General features: G+C 47.1%; 21 protein-coding genes. 5 read left to right on the top strand and 16 right to left on the bottom strand.

The genetic code is table 11. From position 1 onward, the window contains the following. Positions 1-28 precede the first annotated feature (28 nt). Positions 29-685, bottom strand: coding sequence for a hypothetical protein (locus tag EIP93_RS03180; RefSeq protein ID WP_044206474.1), 657 nt, complete (start codon positions 683-685; stop codon positions 29-31). Between the two features lie 386 nt (positions 686-1,071). Here EIP93_RS03180 and EIP93_RS03175 point away from each other — a divergent pair, with 386 nt between their 5' ends. Continuing rightward, positions 1,072-2,067 carry a restriction endonuclease gene (locus EIP93_RS03175; protein WP_052510474.1) on the top strand — a complete coding sequence of 332 codons (996 nt, stop codon included), beginning with the start codon at positions 1,072-1,074 and terminating at the stop codon, positions 2,065-2,067. Between the two features lie 128 nt (positions 2,068-2,195). Further along, entirely contained in the window at positions 2,196-3,071 is an 876-nt protein-coding gene (locus EIP93_RS03170) for a hypothetical protein (RefSeq protein WP_044206421.1), read from the top strand. Between the two features lie 299 nt (positions 3,072-3,370). Here the strand turns inward: EIP93_RS03170 and EIP93_RS03165 are convergent, their stop codons facing one another. From EIP93_RS03165 to EIP93_RS03105, 13 genes are all read right to left on the bottom strand, one after another. Next, on the bottom strand, positions 3,371-4,297 hold the full coding sequence (locus tag EIP93_RS03165) for a hypothetical protein (RefSeq protein WP_044206423.1): 927 nt from the start codon (positions 4,295-4,297) through the stop codon (positions 3,371-3,373). A 77-nt stretch (positions 4,298-4,374) separates the two neighbouring features. Continuing rightward, entirely contained in the window at positions 4,375-5,268 is an 894-nt protein-coding gene (locus EIP93_RS03160; protein ID WP_044206425.1) for a hypothetical protein, read from the bottom strand. Between the two features lie 73 nt (positions 5,269-5,341). Continuing rightward, complete coding sequence (locus EIP93_RS03155) at positions 5,342-7,303, bottom strand: ArdC-like ssDNA-binding domain-containing protein (RefSeq protein ID WP_044206427.1); 1,962 nt, start codon at positions 7,301-7,303, stop codon at positions 5,342-5,344. 64 nt (positions 7,304-7,367) lie between these two features. Next, positions 7,368-7,853, bottom strand: coding sequence for a hypothetical protein (locus EIP93_RS03150; RefSeq protein WP_012822451.1), 486 nt, complete (start codon positions 7,851-7,853; stop codon positions 7,368-7,370). Between the two features lie 71 nt (positions 7,854-7,924). Further along, positions 7,925-8,197 (bottom strand): hypothetical protein, encoded by a 273-nt coding sequence (locus EIP93_RS03145; protein WP_044206434.1) that lies wholly within the window; start codon positions 8,195-8,197, stop codon positions 7,925-7,927. After that, positions 8,194-8,649: a hypothetical protein gene (locus EIP93_RS03140; protein WP_052510475.1), complete on the bottom strand. Its 456-nt coding sequence runs from the start codon at positions 8,647-8,649 to the stop codon at positions 8,194-8,196. Before EIP93_RS03140 ends, EIP93_RS03145 begins: the two co-directional genes overlap by 4 nt. Before the next feature lie 11 nt (positions 8,650-8,660). Beyond that, the gene (locus tag EIP93_RS03135; RefSeq protein ID WP_044206437.1) at positions 8,661-8,876 is read right to left on the bottom strand and encodes a hypothetical protein; all 216 of its coding nucleotides are present in this window, start codon (positions 8,874-8,876) and stop codon (positions 8,661-8,663) included. A gap of 80 nt (positions 8,877-8,956) precedes the next feature. After that, positions 8,957-9,433 carry a RadC family protein gene (radC, locus tag EIP93_RS03130; RefSeq protein ID WP_044206440.1) on the bottom strand — a complete coding sequence of 159 codons (477 nt, stop codon included), beginning with the start codon at positions 9,431-9,433 and terminating at the stop codon, positions 8,957-8,959. A gap of 105 nt (positions 9,434-9,538) precedes the next feature. Continuing rightward, positions 9,539-10,009, bottom strand: coding sequence for a hypothetical protein (locus EIP93_RS03125; protein WP_044206443.1), 471 nt, complete (start codon positions 10,007-10,009; stop codon positions 9,539-9,541). A 101-nt stretch (positions 10,010-10,110) separates the two neighbouring features. Next, complete coding sequence (locus EIP93_RS03120; protein ID WP_044206446.1) at positions 10,111-10,515, bottom strand: hypothetical protein; 405 nt, start codon at positions 10,513-10,515, stop codon at positions 10,111-10,113. An 89-nt stretch (positions 10,516-10,604) separates the two neighbouring features. Then, positions 10,605-11,120, bottom strand: a complete 516-nt coding sequence (locus EIP93_RS03115) for a hypothetical protein (protein WP_116166365.1) — start codon at positions 11,118-11,120, stop codon at positions 10,605-10,607. Positions 11,121-11,200: 80 nt separating this feature from the next. Then, positions 11,201-11,524: a hypothetical protein gene (locus EIP93_RS03110; RefSeq protein ID WP_125232263.1), complete on the bottom strand. Its 324-nt coding sequence runs from the start codon at positions 11,522-11,524 to the stop codon at positions 11,201-11,203. An 82-nt stretch (positions 11,525-11,606) separates the two neighbouring features. Continuing rightward, complete coding sequence (locus EIP93_RS03105; RefSeq protein WP_044206456.1) at positions 11,607-11,882, bottom strand: hypothetical protein; 276 nt, start codon at positions 11,880-11,882, stop codon at positions 11,607-11,609. A gap of 434 nt (positions 11,883-12,316) precedes the next feature. Here EIP93_RS03105 and EIP93_RS03100 point away from each other — a divergent pair, with 434 nt between their 5' ends. Continuing rightward, positions 12,317-12,607, top strand: a complete 291-nt coding sequence (locus EIP93_RS03100) for a hypothetical protein (RefSeq protein WP_072014140.1) — start codon at positions 12,317-12,319, stop codon at positions 12,605-12,607. Positions 12,608-12,614: 7 nt separating this feature from the next. On the opposite strand, the gene EIP93_RS03095 is transcribed toward EIP93_RS03100, so the two are convergent. Further along, positions 12,615-13,505: an integrase domain-containing protein gene (locus tag EIP93_RS03095; protein ID WP_044208283.1), complete on the bottom strand. Its 891-nt coding sequence runs from the start codon at positions 13,503-13,505 to the stop codon at positions 12,615-12,617. 1,132 nt (positions 13,506-14,637) lie between these two features. After that, the gene (locus EIP93_RS03090) at positions 14,638-15,597 is read right to left on the bottom strand and encodes a hypothetical protein (protein ID WP_044208287.1); all 960 of its coding nucleotides are present in this window, start codon (positions 15,595-15,597) and stop codon (positions 14,638-14,640) included. Between the two features lie 311 nt (positions 15,598-15,908). On the opposite strand from EIP93_RS03090, the gene EIP93_RS03085 reads away from it, so the two are divergent. Both EIP93_RS03085 and EIP93_RS03080 read left to right on the top strand, forming a co-directional pair. Continuing rightward, positions 15,909-16,358 (top strand): hypothetical protein, encoded by a 450-nt coding sequence (locus tag EIP93_RS03085; protein WP_044208290.1) that lies wholly within the window; start codon positions 15,909-15,911, stop codon positions 16,356-16,358. 48 nt (positions 16,359-16,406) lie between these two features. After that, complete coding sequence (locus EIP93_RS03080) at positions 16,407-18,050, top strand: RES family NAD+ phosphorylase (RefSeq protein ID WP_234912625.1); 1,644 nt, start codon at positions 16,407-16,409, stop codon at positions 18,048-18,050. The last annotated feature ends 20 nt before the right edge of the window (positions 18,051-18,070 follow it).

The raw sequence follows: 18,070 nt of genomic DNA, 5'->3' as shown, positions 1-18,070 counted from the left end.
GCCGTGAAATCACGGCCATTCATAAAATTCACTTAATCTTCAGCATCAAGTCAATAAACGATTTTGAGACTTTTCTCGGGTCATCCGTCCACATCAGCGTATAGTTATTTTCTTTAAGTTGATTAATAAACGTCTGTATATCCTTAGCACTCCCATTTGTATGTAAATATAGCTTTCGCAAAGTTTTTTCCCGCGGACGTTGATCCTCTGGCAGTTTTTTCACACCTACCAAAATCGTTTTTTTAGCATCATCAACAATATCACTGATCTTGTTATGTACTTGTGGCCAAACAGTCCTTAGTGTTTCAATTTTCTTTTGCTCAGCCAATTGCTGCGGAATACTTTTATTTAATTCATCTAAAAGATGCGAAAAACTGAAATCTCCCTTTCCGGGAGTTAATTGAAGCTCATCCGTCATAACTCGCTCTTGTTCAGCATTAAAATACACGGTGAAGTCACCCTGTCGCCGACTACCGTAGAGTTTTAGCGTTAACAACGTATTCATGTTTCTCAAAAAGACGAAAAGATGCTCTCCAGATGATTTTTTATCTTCCTGAGAGAAGAACACCATAAAAACAAAATGTCCACGACCAATCGCAAGCTCAAAAGCGATTGTAGGTTCATGCCTTACCCATGCCGATGAATAGATCGCATGCAATTGATTAAAGTTAAATTTCACGCTCATATTTAGTATCCCTTTACCAGACCCATCCTGTGCTGCCAACATTCATTTTAAATGAAATCGCCTTCGACAACCTCTGAGTAAGCTCTAATTGATGTAGTTACCACAAACTTGTAACGAACAATACAAAGAATTTATGTTAATTCTTACTCGGGATACTTTTGAAAATGATTCTTTCCAGACTCCATAGTGGAACGCTGGCATGATGGAATAAAGCACGAGCCGAACATTTAGCTTCGTTGAACTCAGTGATGCTAACTCCCTCTTTATCTTTCAGCCGAAACCCCCGATGCCAATCATAACTACTTGTAGATTTACTGTTTGCCGATGGTAATTTGGAGTGTGACAATAAGGAGATACATTACCGAAAATCCAGAGAACTGCGAACAATGAATGTATTAGAAGCACAAAACATACTGCGTTTTACAGACGAAGAAGAGCCGGTTATGTTGCCTGCCTCGGTGCTTTCAAAACTCGATTTAACCGATATTCCCGATGGTTGTGGTTTCCAAGTCGGGACTGTTGAGGGAAATATGCATAAGCTCGCCTGGAACGGAACTATCTATCGGCGAGCAGGAAAGCTGGTCGGAGAAGTCGATCATACTTGGTCGCGGAAATATTGGTATTCTCCTCTTGGACTTGAGCAATATCTAGATCTTGTTCGCAGGGCTGTTGAGGCTCGCCAAAAATCGAGTGGTGATGTCGAAGTCACTTACCAAGATGATGATGGCGCTTATGTCGCTTTACGTTTTGAAGTATCGATATTGGACACCAACCTCGGAGCAGCTTATACCGCCGTGCGCACAATTGCGGATCAAATAGAAGAGGCCGCAGAAGGTGCCGCTGATGAGGTAGGTAAGCGCATCGCTGAAATCGCAGCACGTCTCTCAGGATGGGGGAGTGATAGTTTGGACGCCCTTGTAAAGGCTGTCGAAAATGCTTCGACCGCTCAAGATAAAGGTCGATCACTTGAGGAGTTATGCAGCCAGTTGTTCGAGACAGTGCCTGGTATGACAGTTACCCAGCGAATTTTGACAGAGACAGAAGAGATCGACATCTCGATCGTGAATGGCAGTGACGAGCCACGACTTAGGCGTGAAGGCGCTATTATTCTAGCCGAATGTAAAAATTGGTCAGGAAAGTGTGGCAAAAACGAGTTCGTCGTATTCCGCGCCAAATTGGAAAACCGTAGTCAAAGAACAACTCTTGGTTTTCTAATTTCATGGAATGGCTTCACAGAAACGGTGACGAAGGAAATGCTTCGAGGGAGCCGCGAAGAACTGTTGATCGTACCGCTCGCGGGCGATGACTTGCGAAGAGCTGTGCGAGACAACAACTTCGCAGAGGTAATGTTACGAGCGTGGGACAAAGCAGTCGCGCTGTGACTAATTTTCGGTTCATCGGCAGCTTTCGATGATTGATATTGGTGATGTGAAGGCTGTTATGAGGTAGGTTCCCGAAATTCTAGGGTACCCAAGATTAGGTGGCAGTATAAAGCTGAGCGTGAGGAGCTATGAGCGAATTCAACCGGATGACAATCGTTGCTGCCGCGGAGGTAATCTCCGACACCAACTCGCATAGTGACATCGACGTTCTTGAAATGCAGTGGGGGATATCGGACCGTGGAGGTGGGGCGAGCAAATCAGCTAGAGTAGTGAATTTATCAAAAGCCGCTATCAACGACGAAATTGAGGTCTATACCGAGAACGGTGTCGTCACCCTGCGTCGAGCACTCGTAGAAACTGCGTTAAAGTTTTCATCCCGTGCAAAGGACTTCGCATCTTGGGCAAAACTTAAAGCGGGACTTCGACTAGACGGTTTTGATGTAGTCGAGCCAGGTGAAGCCAAGCTGGGTTTTTCCTGGAACAACCAGAATGCTGGTATATCTGCTCAACTCATCCGAATGCTACCGGCTGATATTCCTGAGTTAAATATTAGGGAGGCTGAAAGTGAAGTTGTTATGTTATTAGACAAGCACGGATTTCAGGTTGCCAAAGGTCATCTTTCGCAGGCGATGTCGACCTTTCAGCGAGGTGAATGGTCCGCGGCAAATGGAGCACTTAGAAATTTCTTTGAAAACTACCTCAACGAAATCGCTGACCTGCTCGGTTGTGACCTAAAGCTCGGAAGTAAGGACAAGAGAGATTTTCTCGGTTCTGGTGTACAACCGCCCTTCTTTTTCACCGATTACAACGAGTGGAACCCTAACAATCAGAAGCAGCAATATGTACAAGGCCTGATGAATAGGATGCATCCGCATGGCGGCCATCCAGGTCTATCGGAGGAGGAGGATGCAACTTTCCGTATGCAAATAAATCTTGTGACTGCTAGGCTCTTCCTTCGCAGACTTGATCAGAGGCTCTCGCTGGGTACATACACCCGAACATAGGCAGCCCCGCGACGATTGAGCTCACGCTGAGTACCAGCGATTCGCAATAGGGCGGCAGCTTTCTGGTTAGAATTTATATCGACTGTCCATCTGCATCGAGGCCGAAAATTGCCGTAAGGATAGAAAAACAGATATAACCGCTCATTTGGGGACGGAGCTGCTCAGTTGCACGCTCCAGTAACTGTGTAATAATCCGTGAATGTTCTTCGTTTCCAGATTGTTATCCCTACATATACCCAGAAAAATAGCCAGTCAGTAGCTTAACTGACTGGCATTATTCCTGTAGGGCTTTCTATTTTTTAAGCCGCCAACTGGTGAACCACAGCCACTGGTTGACTGGAGGTATTTAACCGCGATACCACATGTTCTGACTCTTCCCTAATCCACTCAATTGCATCGACCATAACATCATAATAATCCGATGCATTCGGGCGTGTAGGATCATTGACCTCCGTATCCCCCGTAAAACTCTTCATTACAGCACCATTGCGATAATGAACATCTGCGCGGAAAGTCACTGGTACATAAATTCCCGCGGCTATAGCATCGACATGCTGGGTCAGAAAATCATCCTCAAACTCCATGATATCGATGTCATCAATAGACTGCTGAGACATGTACAAACGTATTTCACCAGCGCTGCCACGCCAACGCCGTATCTGTTTTTCCTCGAAATTACAGTTGCTGACAAACTGCGTCAGCGTTTCTGCACACTGATGAGAAACATCACGCAACGATCGCTCCAGGTGATCCATGAAGCGGAACCAATAGCGTTCACTCTGCCGAAATTGCGCCAGAGTCACGTACTCATCCGGCAAACTGTCGCTTTGTCCAGAGGCTTCACGAAACGTCGCTTCATCCAGTTCGTAGAGAGGCATGATGTCAGCGCGCAGCAACTGGTCGGTTCGACCACTGATTTGCGGGTGAACCCGGGGAAGATACAAATATCCATGATCTACCCCGTTACCATTAGCCTGCCAGTTCGTAGCGTTTATCCACAACGTCAGAACTTTCCTGCTGCGCTCACGCTTAGCATCGTCTGTATCAAGGCGTTCCAGCATGGTTTCCATCACGGCCGTCAGTTGCTCGTTTTCAAACAACGTTTGCGTATTAACGTAAGTATGGCCAGCGTTCTCATCCAACTGCCAGCATATGTCGTCATAATCCGGCGCATAGCCTAATGTCCGCTGATACGCCTGCTGAATATATTCATGAATAATGCACATCGTGTACTCCTGTCAAAATAGTGATGGCAGGAGGCCCGGCAGGGCGTTCCCCCTGCCGGGTAAAGTTAAGTAATCAGTCAAGCAACCAGACGTAACGCTGGCGCCGGTGAGTAGTCATCACGTTGCAGACGTCGACGTTCGTCACGCAACCAGGCTATCGCCTGCTGCACAACATCACCGTAGTCTGCTACTGTCAGCCGGTCCACATTCACAACTTCTTTCTGAACGGAAAAACAACCAATGATGGCACCATTGTGATAGTGAATCCGGCTCTCCAACGCAACGAGGTGTATCTCGCGGCGGCAAACCCGTTTGACGAACTCAACAGGATCTGCCGTACTCATGCTCTCTGGATTAACCGTTCCCAGATTCACCGTGATAAACCCAAAGTCCGTATCAAAACGTCGGACAACCCGTTCATCAATATCACAACGCCGTTGCAATGCAGCCAACTGCGCCACGCAATGCTCTCCCGTCTGCGCCAACGTGCGACTCAGCCAGGATTCAAATCGTGACCAGTGCTGCATCGTTTGCGCCAGCTGCGAACGGAGGATGACATCATCAGTATGTCGATCGCCTTGAGCCGTCAGTCGGATAAAATCGTCGTCAGACAAATCCAGCAAGGCAGACGGCTCACCAGGTAACAGACAATCAACCCGACCACTGCTCTCCGGAGACGTCCTCGGTAATAGCCGTGTATTACCACTGGCTGTGGCCAGCGCATCCAGCCCCAAAATCCACAGGGTCAGAATGCGCTCACTCAGTTGGCAACGCGCACGTAACTGACGATTGCCTGGAATGTTATCGAGCATAAACTGCATAACAGGTAACAATCGCTGGCTATGAAACACGATATCCGTATTCATGTAGTCCTGCAGATCGTTACTGATATCCGCCTGCCACTCATCCTGATGCAGGAAGAGGTTCATGTGTTTCAGGTATGTCTGTTGAATAAACTGCTCTGTCAGCATGATGCTCCTTACAAATAAAGTAAGGGCGCTTCCCCTTCCAGGGGAAACGCCCGGTTGGGGTTAAATTGTTATATCAAGCGACGTTCTGTTGCGTTTGCCGCTCCTGCTCATGAGCCCACTTACGTTCCCAGCCAAACATCATCCAGAAAGGCGTACGCCAGGTCTGACGGAGCTCCATACTCAGGCTGTTCCCGACAATCACAATCGCAGGTATGCCACATAAAGCCAGTTGTACATACGCCATCATCGCCGCGACAGGATCGATATCGACGCAGACAGCAGCCATCTGTTTCTGTGGATTGAAGCCCGCTTCAAGCATGGCTTGCGCCATCGCGACAATCAGCCCACCGGCTCCGCATGCAGGGTCTGAGACAGTAATGAAATCCCGTTCCCCGCTGGTAAGTGCAGGCAAACCATCAGCCAGTTGCATTTTCGCCATCATGTAACCAATAGAGTAAGGGGTGAAATACTGCCCCCGGCGTCGATCGCCAAGCTCGAGCTCCATGAATACAGATCCAAGAAAATCCGAAGGACTGAATTCCATGCCTTCGACCAGCGTGTTGAAAAGTGCAGGGAAACGACGCTGATCAACTGCCTTGTAACGTTTTATTCGCCGCATGTAGTCATCTTCGATTTCCTGCACAAAATGGCACCTGTTATGTAACGCCGCTGCCGACATGTGAATAAAATCGCTGAAGACCGTCCAACGGTTCTCATACGGTGCAATTTCGTGAAACTGGCGGATAAACGTTGCCCGATGCGGATTGGGACGTCCCTGGTTTCTGACCCAGGGGAGCGCGGCGAGATTTCCCGGATCATCCGGGTCACCTCCTTCTTCCTCATCGTTAGCTGCAACCTCATCGATTGATTCGGCAGACGGTGGCGGTAGCAACAACGTGCCAAGCTCCGGAGCCTCCAGAACAACGTCGCTATCATCGATGTCGCTGGCGACACGATGAACAGCCAGGCTTCCGGGATTCAGTGAGAAACGCGCCAATGCATCAGCAACGCTATTCAACTCTAGTGTGAACAATGCCGTCGGCATATCACACCGAGGCCATTCGTAGATACGGGCCAGCGCATTTACCGCATTACCCGGTGAAATGTTGTAACGCAAGTGCTGATGCACTACGCTGTCACACACTAACGTCGTATCATCCAACTGCTGGCCATAGTGAGTAGTTAACAGATGTTCTGCCTGTCTCTGCCAATGCTGAACATCATCAAACGGCAATGTGGCCAACCGCTGTTTTTCCAGCCAATCAACCGCCTTGCCTGCTTCAGAAGCAGATTTAAACAGTATCCACGGGTCTGAACCCAACTCACCATTCCACATCGACGGACCAGCAAGATGTATCCCTGCCAGTGCGGCAAGAAATGCACGTCCCACATCAGCAACAAGACTCTCTTGCAGGTATTCATCCAGTTCCGGAACATCATTCCCCGTGAAACAACGGCGCCCCAGTCGAGTGGGATGTCCAGTAGCACTGACGAGCAACGCTATAAGACTATCTAGATTACCCTGCTCACTATCAGGTAATTCAATGCGATCGCTTTCGGGCAGGTAAACCGCCGGACGTTGTGCATTGAACAGAACAGGAACCCCGGATGCAAACTGCCACTGCCCTACCCGCTCCATTCCAGGTACGGGAGACGGTGGCCACGGCCAGCCGGGTTGCAACATGTCGGATAATCCCTCGCACTGTTCAACGTTGATAACCCGAAACAGTGAAAGTGACGGTTTGTAGCGGACGACGGTGGTCGGTCGCTGCCCCGGAGTGATTCTTCCGCCCAGAGAGCGTAAATCATCACCCGTCAGCCAACGATTTGATACCAGGCCGTTTTGCAACGCCGATTGCCAGAGCAATAAAGCGTTAATGCCGGTGAACCGTTGTCCGCTTAATGCGTGTTCCGGTATCCCCTGGCGAATAACACTCTGTCTCCACGGCGTTTTACCCGCGTTGACACTCTGCATCAGACGTTCTGTTAACAGCCGGCAAATATCACCGGCATCCTGTAATGTGAAAGTTTTCATTCTGGTCTCCATCAAAAATCGGGACCATCCCCTGAGGGATGGTTCCCTCAGGAAAAATCAAAAATCAGAGTACAGTGGTGAACAGTTGCAGAATCGCATGACCCGCAATAACGGTTTGCTGGCACAACTGCACAAACTGCTCATGATGCAGATAGGCCCAGACAACAGCAGATGTGATTATCCCTGTCGCCGACATGGCCATCAGAAACTGGTTACGCCGCCGGCGGAACTGGGCTTCTTTCTCAGCGACCTGCGTATGTAAAAACAGCCCCAGCGTCTGAAGCTCGGCAAAACGGCTGAACTCTTCGCGCCTTAACGCATCACAGGCCGCGTCATAACGCTCCAGTTCTTCCGGGTGGCGCTGCTCAAGAAAACGCCGGTAACCGCCGTCTCTCAACGTGTGATAGTGCCGATCGAACTCAGCCTGTAACCAGTCATAGAAACGGTTACGGGTACGTTCGATGGTGCCAGGCTCGCGAGTCAGCGACTTCATTGCGCCTTGCGTGGCCAGGGCCGATTCCTGGTGTTCATTAGTGGTCAGTAAACTCATGGTGGACTCCGAAAAAAAAAAGACGGGTCCACCCCTGCGGGTGTCCCCGTCAGGGTTAGTAAGATGCTGTGTTAGTCGGTCAGGCTGATATGAATAACATCATTCTCATAACGCAGATAAAACTGCTGCCACAGCGATGCCGATTCATTTCCGTCACCGGATAAACAAAAATAGCCGGTTGTTATTTCTGAGCGAGTGCTCGCAGCCAGTGCTTTTAATGCATGACGAATCAGACGATATAGCCGTTCAGTCTCGCATGCCGGCTCGGGCGTAAACGCGACGAGTCTTTCCCAGGCGCTGTCATCAATGGCAACGGCCGGAGATGATTGCGGCCACCCAATCATGCTGCTTCATCATTCTGAGCAGCTGACGAAATCGTCACGACAGCGGGCATCCTTTCAGGTTTAGGTCGTTGGCGCACATTACGTAATAACCTCTGGTGCATGGCCAATGCGGTATCAACCGCCTCGTCTTCGCTATCCATATAACGTTCGCCATAAAACGCCTGCGGAGTCTCTTCACCGAAATATTGCAACTCCACACCAGGTTTATAATTGTGGCGGTGCTTCAGTACGACTGCACGCCCACTACATTGATGATCATCGGCGAGCAACCATTTTCCGGTATAAATTATTCGATGATCAGTTCGATGAGTCGACGATTCCATAGGCTCAGAACGCTGACGCCATGTCTGATAAAGCCAGACAAGCGCGCGAGCGGACAATTTGCTCGTCCAGCGCACGATAAACCACAGTCCTGTAAACAGAACAATCAGAATGTGTAAGGCCATTGGCATAATCCCTCCTTTCAATGCGTTAATCCGCGAAGTGCGAGGACAACAGCTAAAAGCACCAGAGAACCGGCGACTTTCAGCAACGTGAGATAACCAAGCAGCTTCAGCAGTGCATTGCGATCGCGCCGAAAACATTCCCGGCGAATCAACTGACACACTGCGTCTTCCTGCTCTGGTGTAAACGAAGCATTCTGATTTGGAACTTCTTGAGTGATATCAATGTGAGACATGAACTCTCCTTTTTGGTGATAAAAAAAAGGGAGAGTCATCCCGTAGCGGGAGAAGGCTCTCCCCGTGGGGTATTATGTGGTTATAACCAGCCGCGCTCGGCAAACGACACTATTTCGCCGTGGCCAACTACGACATGATCCAGTACACGAATTTCAATCAGAGACAGTGCGTTAACCAGTTTTTCAGTGATTTTCCGATCGGCATTGCTGGGTTCAGCATTCCCCGACGGGTGGTTATGGGCAAAGATGACCGCAGCCGCATTCAATCGAATCGCTTGCCGGGCAACCTCACCTGGATGAACCTCCACACTGTTAATTGTTCTGGCGAAAAGGAATTCACAGGCAATTAATCGATTTTGGTTATTCAGGAACATAGCGACAAAAGCCTCTCGTTCCAGATGTTCCAGCTTGAGACGCAGGTATGCTTTGACGTCTTCAGGAGACGTCATTGCCTCCCGTTTTCGAACTCTTCGTTCAAGAAGCGCCAATGCCATATTGATGACACGTGCCTCACGCTCGGTATAAGCAGTAGTACCGGGGGGGATTAATTCGCGCATAAAAGACCTTTTACGGGCGAATGCTTTCCCCCTGGTGGCGGAAAGCATTGCCACTGGGGGAAAGTTAAAATTATCGTAAGTCGATAATTAACGTAAAACAGACTGTCAGTGCATCAAACAACCTTCAAGCAAAGGCTTGCATGCAGTGTTGGGAGCGAGCCGTACACACTGGTCACTCAGAATGAGTCTTATAACTTTTGACTCACTAAGGTACTTAATGTGCGCAGCCTCATCAGAAAAAGCCGAACGAGTATACTTAACGTCGGTGACACCATAGTGAAAATAGGTGTCCCAGAATCCCCTGCCAGCTTTCTTTCCCTGCAAAATCACATCATCAAAATAATGCCTGTAATTTTCGGGAATAAAGCCCAACTCAAAGGCCTGGCCCAGACACTCTGCGATTTCGAAAATCAGATAATCATGGCCTATGGTGCCACTATGATCAGGAACACTGTTGATATCAGACTGCTTGAATGTACCCATCTCCATCAATTTGCCTTCTATTGCAGAAATCACACAAAGCAACTCAACGACAGAATGGCGATTACGATAAAGATGATTAAGTAAAATATTCATAATGGATAAATCCTTTTTTCAATTTGAAAAGGGATTTATCCCCCACCGGGGAAAAATCCCCATATGGGTTAGGTAACAAAAAAATGCATCAAACTCCGTATTCAATGGATCCGACCGAGCCACTTAATGTAGCCATCGAAATCACCGTCGCCATCCAAGCAAGAAGAGAATTCCCAGCAAGTATGCTTACCCTCCTGGACACCATTCTGAAAGGCTTTGTCCCAAAACTCCTGGCCGACTTTGTTTCCCAGTGAAATCACATCATTCAAATAATGACTGTAATTATCAGGGATAAAATTCAGCCCAACGGTTTCGCCAAGACATTCTGCGATTCCGAAAATCTGATGGTCATTGTCTGTAAAACCATCCTCATCAGGAGAACAGTTGATCCGAAGTGCCTCGAATGCACCAATCTCCATCAATTTTCCTTCTATGTCAGAAATCACACACAGTAGGTCAACGACAGAATGACGATTACGAGCAAGACGATTAAGTAAAGTGTTCATAATGGATAAATTCCTTTTCAATTCAAAAGAGATTTATCCCCCACAGGAGATAAATCCCCGTATGGGTTAAGTCACGATATGGCTGTCGGTCAGTAGAACGTCCGGCCTTCATACCAGTTGCGTTCGACATCTACACTGAGCGCGTAAAGATAGTAATCAATGAGCCAAATGCTCGCATTAGGGCTCTCATGAACACGGGCAGCATCCTTCAGGCCTTTATTAAAATAGTGCTGCCACAGGGCAGCATTAACAGAAAGGCCGAGCTCAAGAATATCTGCGAAGTATTTGTTAAAAAAAGTGCGCGGTAGCAGTTCCAGGTTGATAATTTCACCGGCCTGCCGTGCAACCCACGCGATACTTTTTTCGTCAGGAGTCATACACGCTAAATCGTCCCACTCAATCATGTCATCAATTCTGATACGCATGAACGAAGCAGCTGTCATCAGTTCGGACTCAAGACGTATCAGCGCAGTCGCTTCCATCAATACAGACTCAATATCAGAGACAACCCTGATGAGGTCTATTGTGGAACATTGTAAAAATTCATCATCGCGTCGCAGAATCGCCAGGCGTGAGACGAAAGGTTTCGTGTTGAAATCGTACATCGATAAGTCCTTTTTTCGGTTCAAAACGAAAAGGGATTTATCTCCACTGGGGATAAATCCCCATGTGGGTACGTTCTAAGTCACTGGAAGCGGTAACGCAGCGTTGCTAACTGTTTTGCCAGCAATTGCGCAGCCTTGATTGCCTCGTGACGCTGTGGAAATGTGTTATCGGAACAAGTATGGGAGTCGAATTGGTAAGACTTTGAGCCCAACCAGCCGGTGCGGCTTTCCACCTGATAACTCCATCCGGAATCACTTTGAGAAACCCGTGCCCGGAAGTGCATATGCCTGGAGCGATTCGGTATCCACTCACCAATAAATGCATCGTTGCGCTGTGTGTTTTTCTTCAGCAACGCAGAGAGACGCTCAGTAAAATTACTCGTACGACGTAAGACCATTTGCATGATGTTCTCCTGATGAAACGGGAGAACATCGACCCAGACGGGAAGATGTTTTTCCCGTTGGATTGCTGGCTTAAAGTCGGTGTTAGAAAGAGTCTTCCGGATATGCCTGTTCTGTCGAAACCGTAACAGGTTCAACAGAAGTATCCATCGGTTCATCTTGTTGAGGCTTATGCTGAAAACCGCCGAGTCTGCTCAAATAAAAAAAACAGAAGACGATGACAGCACTTCCACAAATGAGTAACAGCTGAAGGAAACTGTAGGTCTTATAAATATGTTGTCGCGTTTTCACTTTTTTCTTCAGTGAAAGCAACAACTGACCTGCCCAGTATCCATCACGATATGCAGTAGAAGAGTTCATTGTGGTTGCTCCAAAATAAAATATTTGGAAAACCACCCCCTGCTATCGGGAAGTAGCTTCCCGGAGGGATTGATTGATGGTTAGTAAAATCGGACCTTCATCACCACGCTCGCAACGGCGTTTAAACTACCTGGTGATATCTGCTTCCAAAGGCTGGCAGATTTACCACACGCAACTGAGCGTGTTCTTCCTTGCAGGCTACAGAAGTGTTCTTTTGTGACTACCCGAAGGCGATCCTCACGAGTCACCGGATCATTAGTGGTCGTCAGAGACGACAGGTTAGCCCGTTCAACATACTCAAAGATGGAATTGAATTCAATATATTCTCAACTATTCCTGAGTCATTAAATTATTCGTATCTGATACGAATAAAGCATTGAACTGTTTGCAGGAAGAATATTTAATCGTATCTGATACGAATAAGAGGAGGGAGTATGCGTATTTCAAGAAATCAACGTGATGTCTTGTTTCTGCTGTATGCAATTGAGCAGAAAAAAGGCCATCAACACTTTGTAACAGCTACAGCCTTATTCTCTATGATAAGTAGAAACCGTAGCGTGACATTATATCAAAATCATTTAAGAACGTCCTGTCATACTCTACATAAAAATGGTTTTGTTGAACAGTATAGAGACGAACAATTAAAATTGTCCTATGCGTTAACAGAACAAGGAAGATTGGCAGCCTTGACGATTTACAATGAAACTGCCAAAAATCCTTCTTGAAATTCTCTCACTGAGAGGGATCAACTTTATTATAAACGCGGGCAACATAACGACCACGACCATCCCCGTGCCCCAAATCCATGGAAACTAATGCATCAGCCTCTTCTTTACTAAATCCATTTTTAAGATGTAGCTTTGTTGCATCTTGGGTATAAGCATATCTAAGGCTATGAGGTGCATATTTTCCGACAAGCCCCGCTTCCCTAACGATATTACGATACTGTTCAATTGCCAAATGCAACGCAGGACGATTAATCAACCGCCCGTTATTTTCGCTCGTAATATGTATTGCATTATTCACTGCATTGATTAACGTGTCCCTTTCAATAATTGTCGTATCTCTTGGCCTCCCCCCTTTCGTGCCGTAAACGATCCGGACTTTCTCATTACCATTTTGTAATGCCTTTTGCCATGTTTTAAGAGACTTAACTGATTGAATAGTTTCTTCAGTCCGTAAACCAAGAAGGCGGGATAATTCCATTGCAGCTGCTGCACCTTTATCTGCAGCACTCACCTTTTCTAAAATCCCTTGATATACATTATCTGGAATAGCGACTTTTGAACCGTCACGACTCGCGCCAGAAATACCCAATGCCTGATTACTCAGTTTTTCGTTTTCTGGGTTAGCCATAATGGTCTTACCGGCTGCACGCAGAATGGATCGTATTGCTGACATTTCATTTTGCAACGTCCTGATTGAAATTTTCTCTTCCTGACGACTTCTGATATACATTTCAATATGACGAGGCTTAATATTCTTTGCATCCCTAATCTGCACATTCAAGCGCTTTAACCTTTCCGCAAAACGATCGGCTATTTTCATACGGTCATTAAGTGTTTTAAAACTACCGCCACCGTCCCGCGCTAACGTCACAAGATTCTTGTTTAACTTAGCCATATAGCCCTCCAGTTCTAATGAAGTGAGTTACGTATTCCGTCAGTGTGAACGGAATACGTAACTCACCGGCACCCTTCTAAAAGAGAGCAAAAATAGGTACTTCATCCCCGACGACACGGTTTGATTTTGCGCATCCTGCGTCTCAGCAGACATCTGTGCATCGGGGGCGAAATGTTGAATTGTTGCAAGGCACCCTGGGTGTTACCCATTCGCGGCTTACGCCGGGCTGACTTTCGTCAGTCTACCTCCACACGCCAGTTGTTGCTGGCGTCGCCATCGATGTCGTGCTGATTACCTCCTCTATCTAATAGAAATGTCTTCATGATGATGTTTTTCATACATTCGGACTGTTTGTTAAATGAACGACCATTAAACGGTTAGTAAAACGTCTTTATACGTACTAAAAACCGTTACTACGTGTTGGTCAGATGGTAGAAGAATCGTCTATCGGGCAGTGCGTAAGCTCTGACCGTATTACGCGCTCGCGCGTCACTTGGTATTCGCGTTGCTCATGCACAAGTGACGCCGCGCAGCTTTGACCTTCCATTGCGACTCCCGTAAGCGGCCAAATGTACCAAATGGCCTTATACGTGCGTGCAAAGGTCGGACGGTGCTCTAGACGTATTCGTATCTTGAATCGTGCGTAAAACAGAAAACTTCGAACAACATCAAATTGTTGCTGAAGCTATCGGGCTGAGCTCGCTAAGACGAGTCAGTATTTGAGTGGATAAACGGACCTTCATCACCACGCTCGCAACGGCGTTTAAACTACCTGGTGATATCTGCTTCCAAAGGCTGGCAGATTTACCACACGCAACTGAGCGTGTTCTTCCTTGCAGGCTACAGAAGTGTTCACAGCCACCCTAAGGCGATCCTCACAGGCTGACGGATCATTGGTGATCGTCCGAGTGGACGATGGTACAGCGAAAAGGATATTAACAATGCGATTCGGGATCGTCAAATAGTTACCCACATACCCACCGACAAAGTCGGCTCGACACTCGCCGACCGCTTCCGTTCGTCCGCGCCTTTGGTGGGCGCAGACTCACTGGCTTATTTGTCCGTGGATATATGGATAACAAACAAAACAATCAAATAGAAACTTCAGAGTAAAGAAAACTATGGGATTATTCTAACCATCTATCTTGAAATCAAAATTTAGAATATAACTAAATAATGCAATGCGAGCATGAGTTTCGACTTCATTAAAAAACCTGACATCCTTCATTGAAAATGAGGACAGCATTTTGTCTATCCGAAGAATATCTCCAGCATGAGTAATGCTACTCCGTTTTTTATAGAATTCTCCGATGAGTTTTTTGAATGAAAGCCCATCAAATTCCTGTTGGGTACGATAAACACCCTTTACATCATTCTGAACCTTAAAATTTTCTTCAGAGTATTTATTCATAAAATCATTAAAACGACGAGTTATTGAATAAACAGGTTGTTTGCATGACTCACACTTCTTAGATTCAAACCCATTTCTTTCACCTTCAAAGTCTACCAAATTCTCAATTGAAGATATGTAACCAACAACCCCCATGCTAGCCGAAATTAAGATAATCTGTCTCATTTTATTTTGAAGAAATAACGAAGAGTTTATTCTTGACCGCGATAAATCATCTAATCTAAAGTAATTATCAAGCAACAGTTCTGATTGACTCTGAATTTCGATAAACGCTAAGCCTGGATTCATTCTTTCAAGGATTCGAGTATCACTTTTTTCCATAGGGGAAGAGTGTGGTTCTTTTTCAACCGGTGTAAAACCCTGGATTATTTTCTGTGGCAAAGGCTTCGCCCCCATACCGTCAGTATCCAATTCACAAGATTGATTAGTGCAAATATGTAGAAGTGCAATTAACTCCTGAAGTAAATCAAGGTGACCATAAGCCTGTCCGAATACGTTTTTAAACTCCCATTCTTTATTCATCATATATTTATCATTGAATTCAATATCAACATATTTATGATCAGGGGTAGGGCCTGATTTATCACTCTCCAATATTTGAAAAACATCTTTATATCGATAATACCCCAGAAATACACAACTAACTTTCAGTGTTGAACGATAAAAAACATCACTCACCATCACCTCCGCCGTTTAATAAAAACCATCTCAGCCTATTCATTACTAAATAACTTTTCGTATTGATACTTCACTTCTCATCATGCTTTGTTCTAACTTCCCTTCTCGTAGGCCGGAAACGTATTCGCGCCGCTCACAATGAATACATATCGTATGATACATGCATATAAAATGTGTAATACGAAGAATACCATCGCATCATCATTTTCAGGTAACAGATCCGGATTCTGGCAGTCCCGGAAGTCATTGAAGAATGACAGTGCTTGCGGCTATGCTCGCTGGCAATAAAACAACAGTGAACAGGAACGTGCGGGATGTATCTTGACGAACCGGTCAGTAAATGGCCTCCACTCCGGGTTACGTGGAGTAAAGACCCGGATGGAAGGGACTGGGCATTTGACGGTGATCCCCCTGAGTGGGCAGCTCCGGTCGGGAAGCTACGCCTGGGGAGCGCATTAACCGCTGAAATACATGCGCATCTGATCTATGCCAGAAAAATCGACTGTGTCGAGGAACTCAGGGAGGGGGCCATTGATGATAAGATTGAAGACGTCATCAATCACTGGAAAGACGGAGACGCGCTGACTCCGCCCGTGTTACGGATCGTTGAAATAAATGGTGTTAAAAAAATCGATATTGCAGACGGTAATCACCGATTTAATGTGGCGCACCTCACCGGTGAAATAAAGATAACTTTTCTTGCATCGCCTGTGGATTCGGCGAGCCTGGAGGCGCTGATCCCGTCATTAGTCTGGAAGCCTTAAGCCAGGACTTCGGGCGAACGCCAGGCCTGTTAATGCCAGATGTCCTGCATGAAGCATGTCACTTTAAATTTCACTGCTTTGGACCTCATTTTTCATCGGAATCCGAAAACTGATAAAGCAGGAAATCTCAGGCAGGCTACGTCTGATAAACTTCCTGAGCAGAGTATTCACACGGAGATACCTTTATTTATGAGTGCCGAAGAGCCAGATGAGTGCTGGGTTTGTGCTGTTTGTATTACAGAAGAATTTTTACGAAACAGTATTGAGAAGGAGGGAATCCAGCAGACTTGTCATTACTGCGCGCAGATCTACGCCTGTTTCTCTTTGGAGGCAGTAAGCAACCTGACAGAAAAGGCGATTAAAGCACATTTTTACCGGACGCCCACTGAACCGAACGAGATGGAGTATGCCCGACTTCGTCATACTGATGATTATGACTGGTTCCGCGACGGGGAAGATATCGTGCAGCTTATTGGAGATTTGCTCCAGACACGCCGTAAGATTGCAGACGATATTCAACAACTCCTCGAATATAGACATTCTGATTTTGATTCCGACATCATCGGACTGGAGACCGAGTTTGCACGGGGTGCCTGTTATGCTGAACATCGCAAGATAAGTACCGGCCGTCTCGATTCCATGTGGAGACAATTTGTTACCTCGTTAAATTCAGAGTCACGTTTCATCAACCATGCCGTCAACACCACCCTCGACAGCATATTTCGTGGTGTGGAGACAATGCGTGCCCACGGTGAAGTACCGGTGACCATTGAGGCCGGTCCAGGTACTGCGATCCCGTCACTGTACCGCGCCCGCTGGAGTCGTAATCATACTGAGCTAGAGCAAATGCTTGTGTCTCCGGACAGGGAGTTAGGCCCGCCGCCGCCTCATCTCAGTGGTGAAAACCGTATGAGCGCCAGAGGTATTTCGGTCTTTTATGGTGCCAGTTCAGTCGATACGGCCATTTCTGAAATTCGCCCTCCGGTGGGCTGCAATGCGGTTTGCGCCAAGTTCAGTCTTATCCGCTCGCTCAGGCTGCTGAACCTGCCAGCGCTTGAAAGTGTTCTGGATAACGGAAGCCTGCTCGATCCGGAGTATATAAAAAGACGTGAACAGGCTGCGTTCCTCTCTACGCTGACCAGAAGGATTGTCGATCCTGTACTGCCTGGTGAAGAAGACTTCCGTTATATCCCGACTCAGGTTATAGCAGAATACCTGGCGGACTCTTCCCGATTTGACCTTGACGGCATCCTCTATCCCTCCGTACAGCTGCCGGGGGCTGGGCTGGAGGAGCGATACAACGTTGTATTGTTCCATAAGGCCTCCCGTGTCCGCCTGATGACACTGCCGGCAAAGGAGGACTGCATGATCAGATATGGCCATCAGTATGACGAAGATGAATGGGAGCCAGATATCTGTGTTACAGAGATTATATCTTCTCAGGATACCGGTGCGCCGGATGCCGACGGGCGTGAAATTTCCGACCTTTCACTTCAGGACGATCGCCGGGAGCCTGCTCTGGAGATAGATCTCCACTCTGTCAGCGTTCACGGTATACGGGCTGCCCGGTTTGAATATTCCACAGACTCCGTCAGGCGGAGCACATACAGCTATACCCCGCGTTCTGAACCAGCCGGTTCCGTCGTTCCGCCATGGGACTTCGCCTCTGGTCAGGACGATTTTCCGTTCTAACTCTGAAATTCCTCGCTTTC

It is taken from the genome of Pectobacterium versatile (assembly GCF_003932035.1).
GTDB lineage: Bacteria > Pseudomonadota > Gammaproteobacteria > Enterobacterales > Enterobacteriaceae > Pectobacterium > Pectobacterium versatile.
The sequence above is the reverse complement of the archived record's forward strand: the minus strand, read 5'-3'. Positions and strand labels throughout refer to the sequence as shown.

What these genes read in the sequence shown, in the direction of transcription:
- EIP93_RS03180 (WP_044206474.1), bottom strand. Translation starts at nt 685, where the DNA reads ATGAGCGTGAAATTTAACTTTAATCAATTGCATGCGATCTATTCATCG.
- EIP93_RS03175 (WP_052510474.1), top strand. Translation starts at nt 1,072, where the DNA reads ATGAATGTATTAGAAGCACAAAACATACTGCGTTTTACAGACGAAGAA.
- EIP93_RS03170 (WP_044206421.1), top strand. Translation starts at nt 2,196, where the DNA reads ATGAGCGAATTCAACCGGATGACAATCGTTGCTGCCGCGGAGGTAATC.
- EIP93_RS03165 (WP_044206423.1), bottom strand. Translation starts at nt 4,297, where the DNA reads ATGTGCATTATTCATGAATATATTCAGCAGGCGTATCAGCGGACATTA.
- EIP93_RS03160 (WP_044206425.1), bottom strand. Translation starts at nt 5,268, where the DNA reads ATGCTGACAGAGCAGTTTATTCAACAGACATACCTGAAACACATGAAC.
- EIP93_RS03155 (WP_044206427.1), bottom strand. Translation starts at nt 7,303, where the DNA reads ATGAAAACTTTCACATTACAGGATGCCGGTGATATTTGCCGGCTGTTA.
- EIP93_RS03150 (WP_012822451.1), bottom strand. Translation starts at nt 7,853, where the DNA reads ATGAGTTTACTGACCACTAATGAACACCAGGAATCGGCCCTGGCCACG.
- EIP93_RS03145 (WP_044206434.1), bottom strand. Translation starts at nt 8,197, where the DNA reads ATGATTGGGTGGCCGCAATCATCTCCGGCCGTTGCCATTGATGACAGC.
- EIP93_RS03140 (WP_052510475.1), bottom strand. Translation starts at nt 8,649, where the DNA reads ATGCCAATGGCCTTACACATTCTGATTGTTCTGTTTACAGGACTGTGG.
- EIP93_RS03135 (WP_044206437.1), bottom strand. Translation starts at nt 8,876, where the DNA reads ATGTCTCACATTGATATCACTCAAGAAGTTCCAAATCAGAATGCTTCG.
- radC (WP_044206440.1), bottom strand. Translation starts at nt 9,433, where the DNA reads ATGCGCGAATTAATCCCCCCCGGTACTACTGCTTATACCGAGCGTGAG.
- EIP93_RS03125 (WP_044206443.1), bottom strand. Translation starts at nt 10,009, where the DNA reads ATGAATATTTTACTTAATCATCTTTATCGTAATCGCCATTCTGTCGTT.
- EIP93_RS03120 (WP_044206446.1), bottom strand. Translation starts at nt 10,515, where the DNA reads ATGAACACTTTACTTAATCGTCTTGCTCGTAATCGTCATTCTGTCGTT.
- EIP93_RS03115 (WP_116166365.1), bottom strand. Translation starts at nt 11,120, where the DNA reads ATGTACGATTTCAACACGAAACCTTTCGTCTCACGCCTGGCGATTCTG.
- EIP93_RS03110 (WP_125232263.1), bottom strand. Translation starts at nt 11,524, where the DNA reads ATGCAAATGGTCTTACGTCGTACGAGTAATTTTACTGAGCGTCTCTCT.
- EIP93_RS03105 (WP_044206456.1), bottom strand. Translation starts at nt 11,882, where the DNA reads ATGAACTCTTCTACTGCATATCGTGATGGATACTGGGCAGGTCAGTTG.
- EIP93_RS03100 (WP_072014140.1), top strand. Translation starts at nt 12,317, where the DNA reads ATGCGTATTTCAAGAAATCAACGTGATGTCTTGTTTCTGCTGTATGCA.
- EIP93_RS03095 (WP_044208283.1), bottom strand. Translation starts at nt 13,505, where the DNA reads ATGGCTAAGTTAAACAAGAATCTTGTGACGTTAGCGCGGGACGGTGGC.
- EIP93_RS03090 (WP_044208287.1), bottom strand. Translation starts at nt 15,597, where the DNA reads ATGGTGAGTGATGTTTTTTATCGTTCAACACTGAAAGTTAGTTGTGTA.
- EIP93_RS03085 (WP_044208290.1), top strand. Translation starts at nt 15,909, where the DNA reads ATGTATCTTGACGAACCGGTCAGTAAATGGCCTCCACTCCGGGTTACG.
- EIP93_RS03080 (WP_234912625.1), top strand. Translation starts at nt 16,407, where the DNA reads ATGAAGCATGTCACTTTAAATTTCACTGCTTTGGACCTCATTTTTCAT.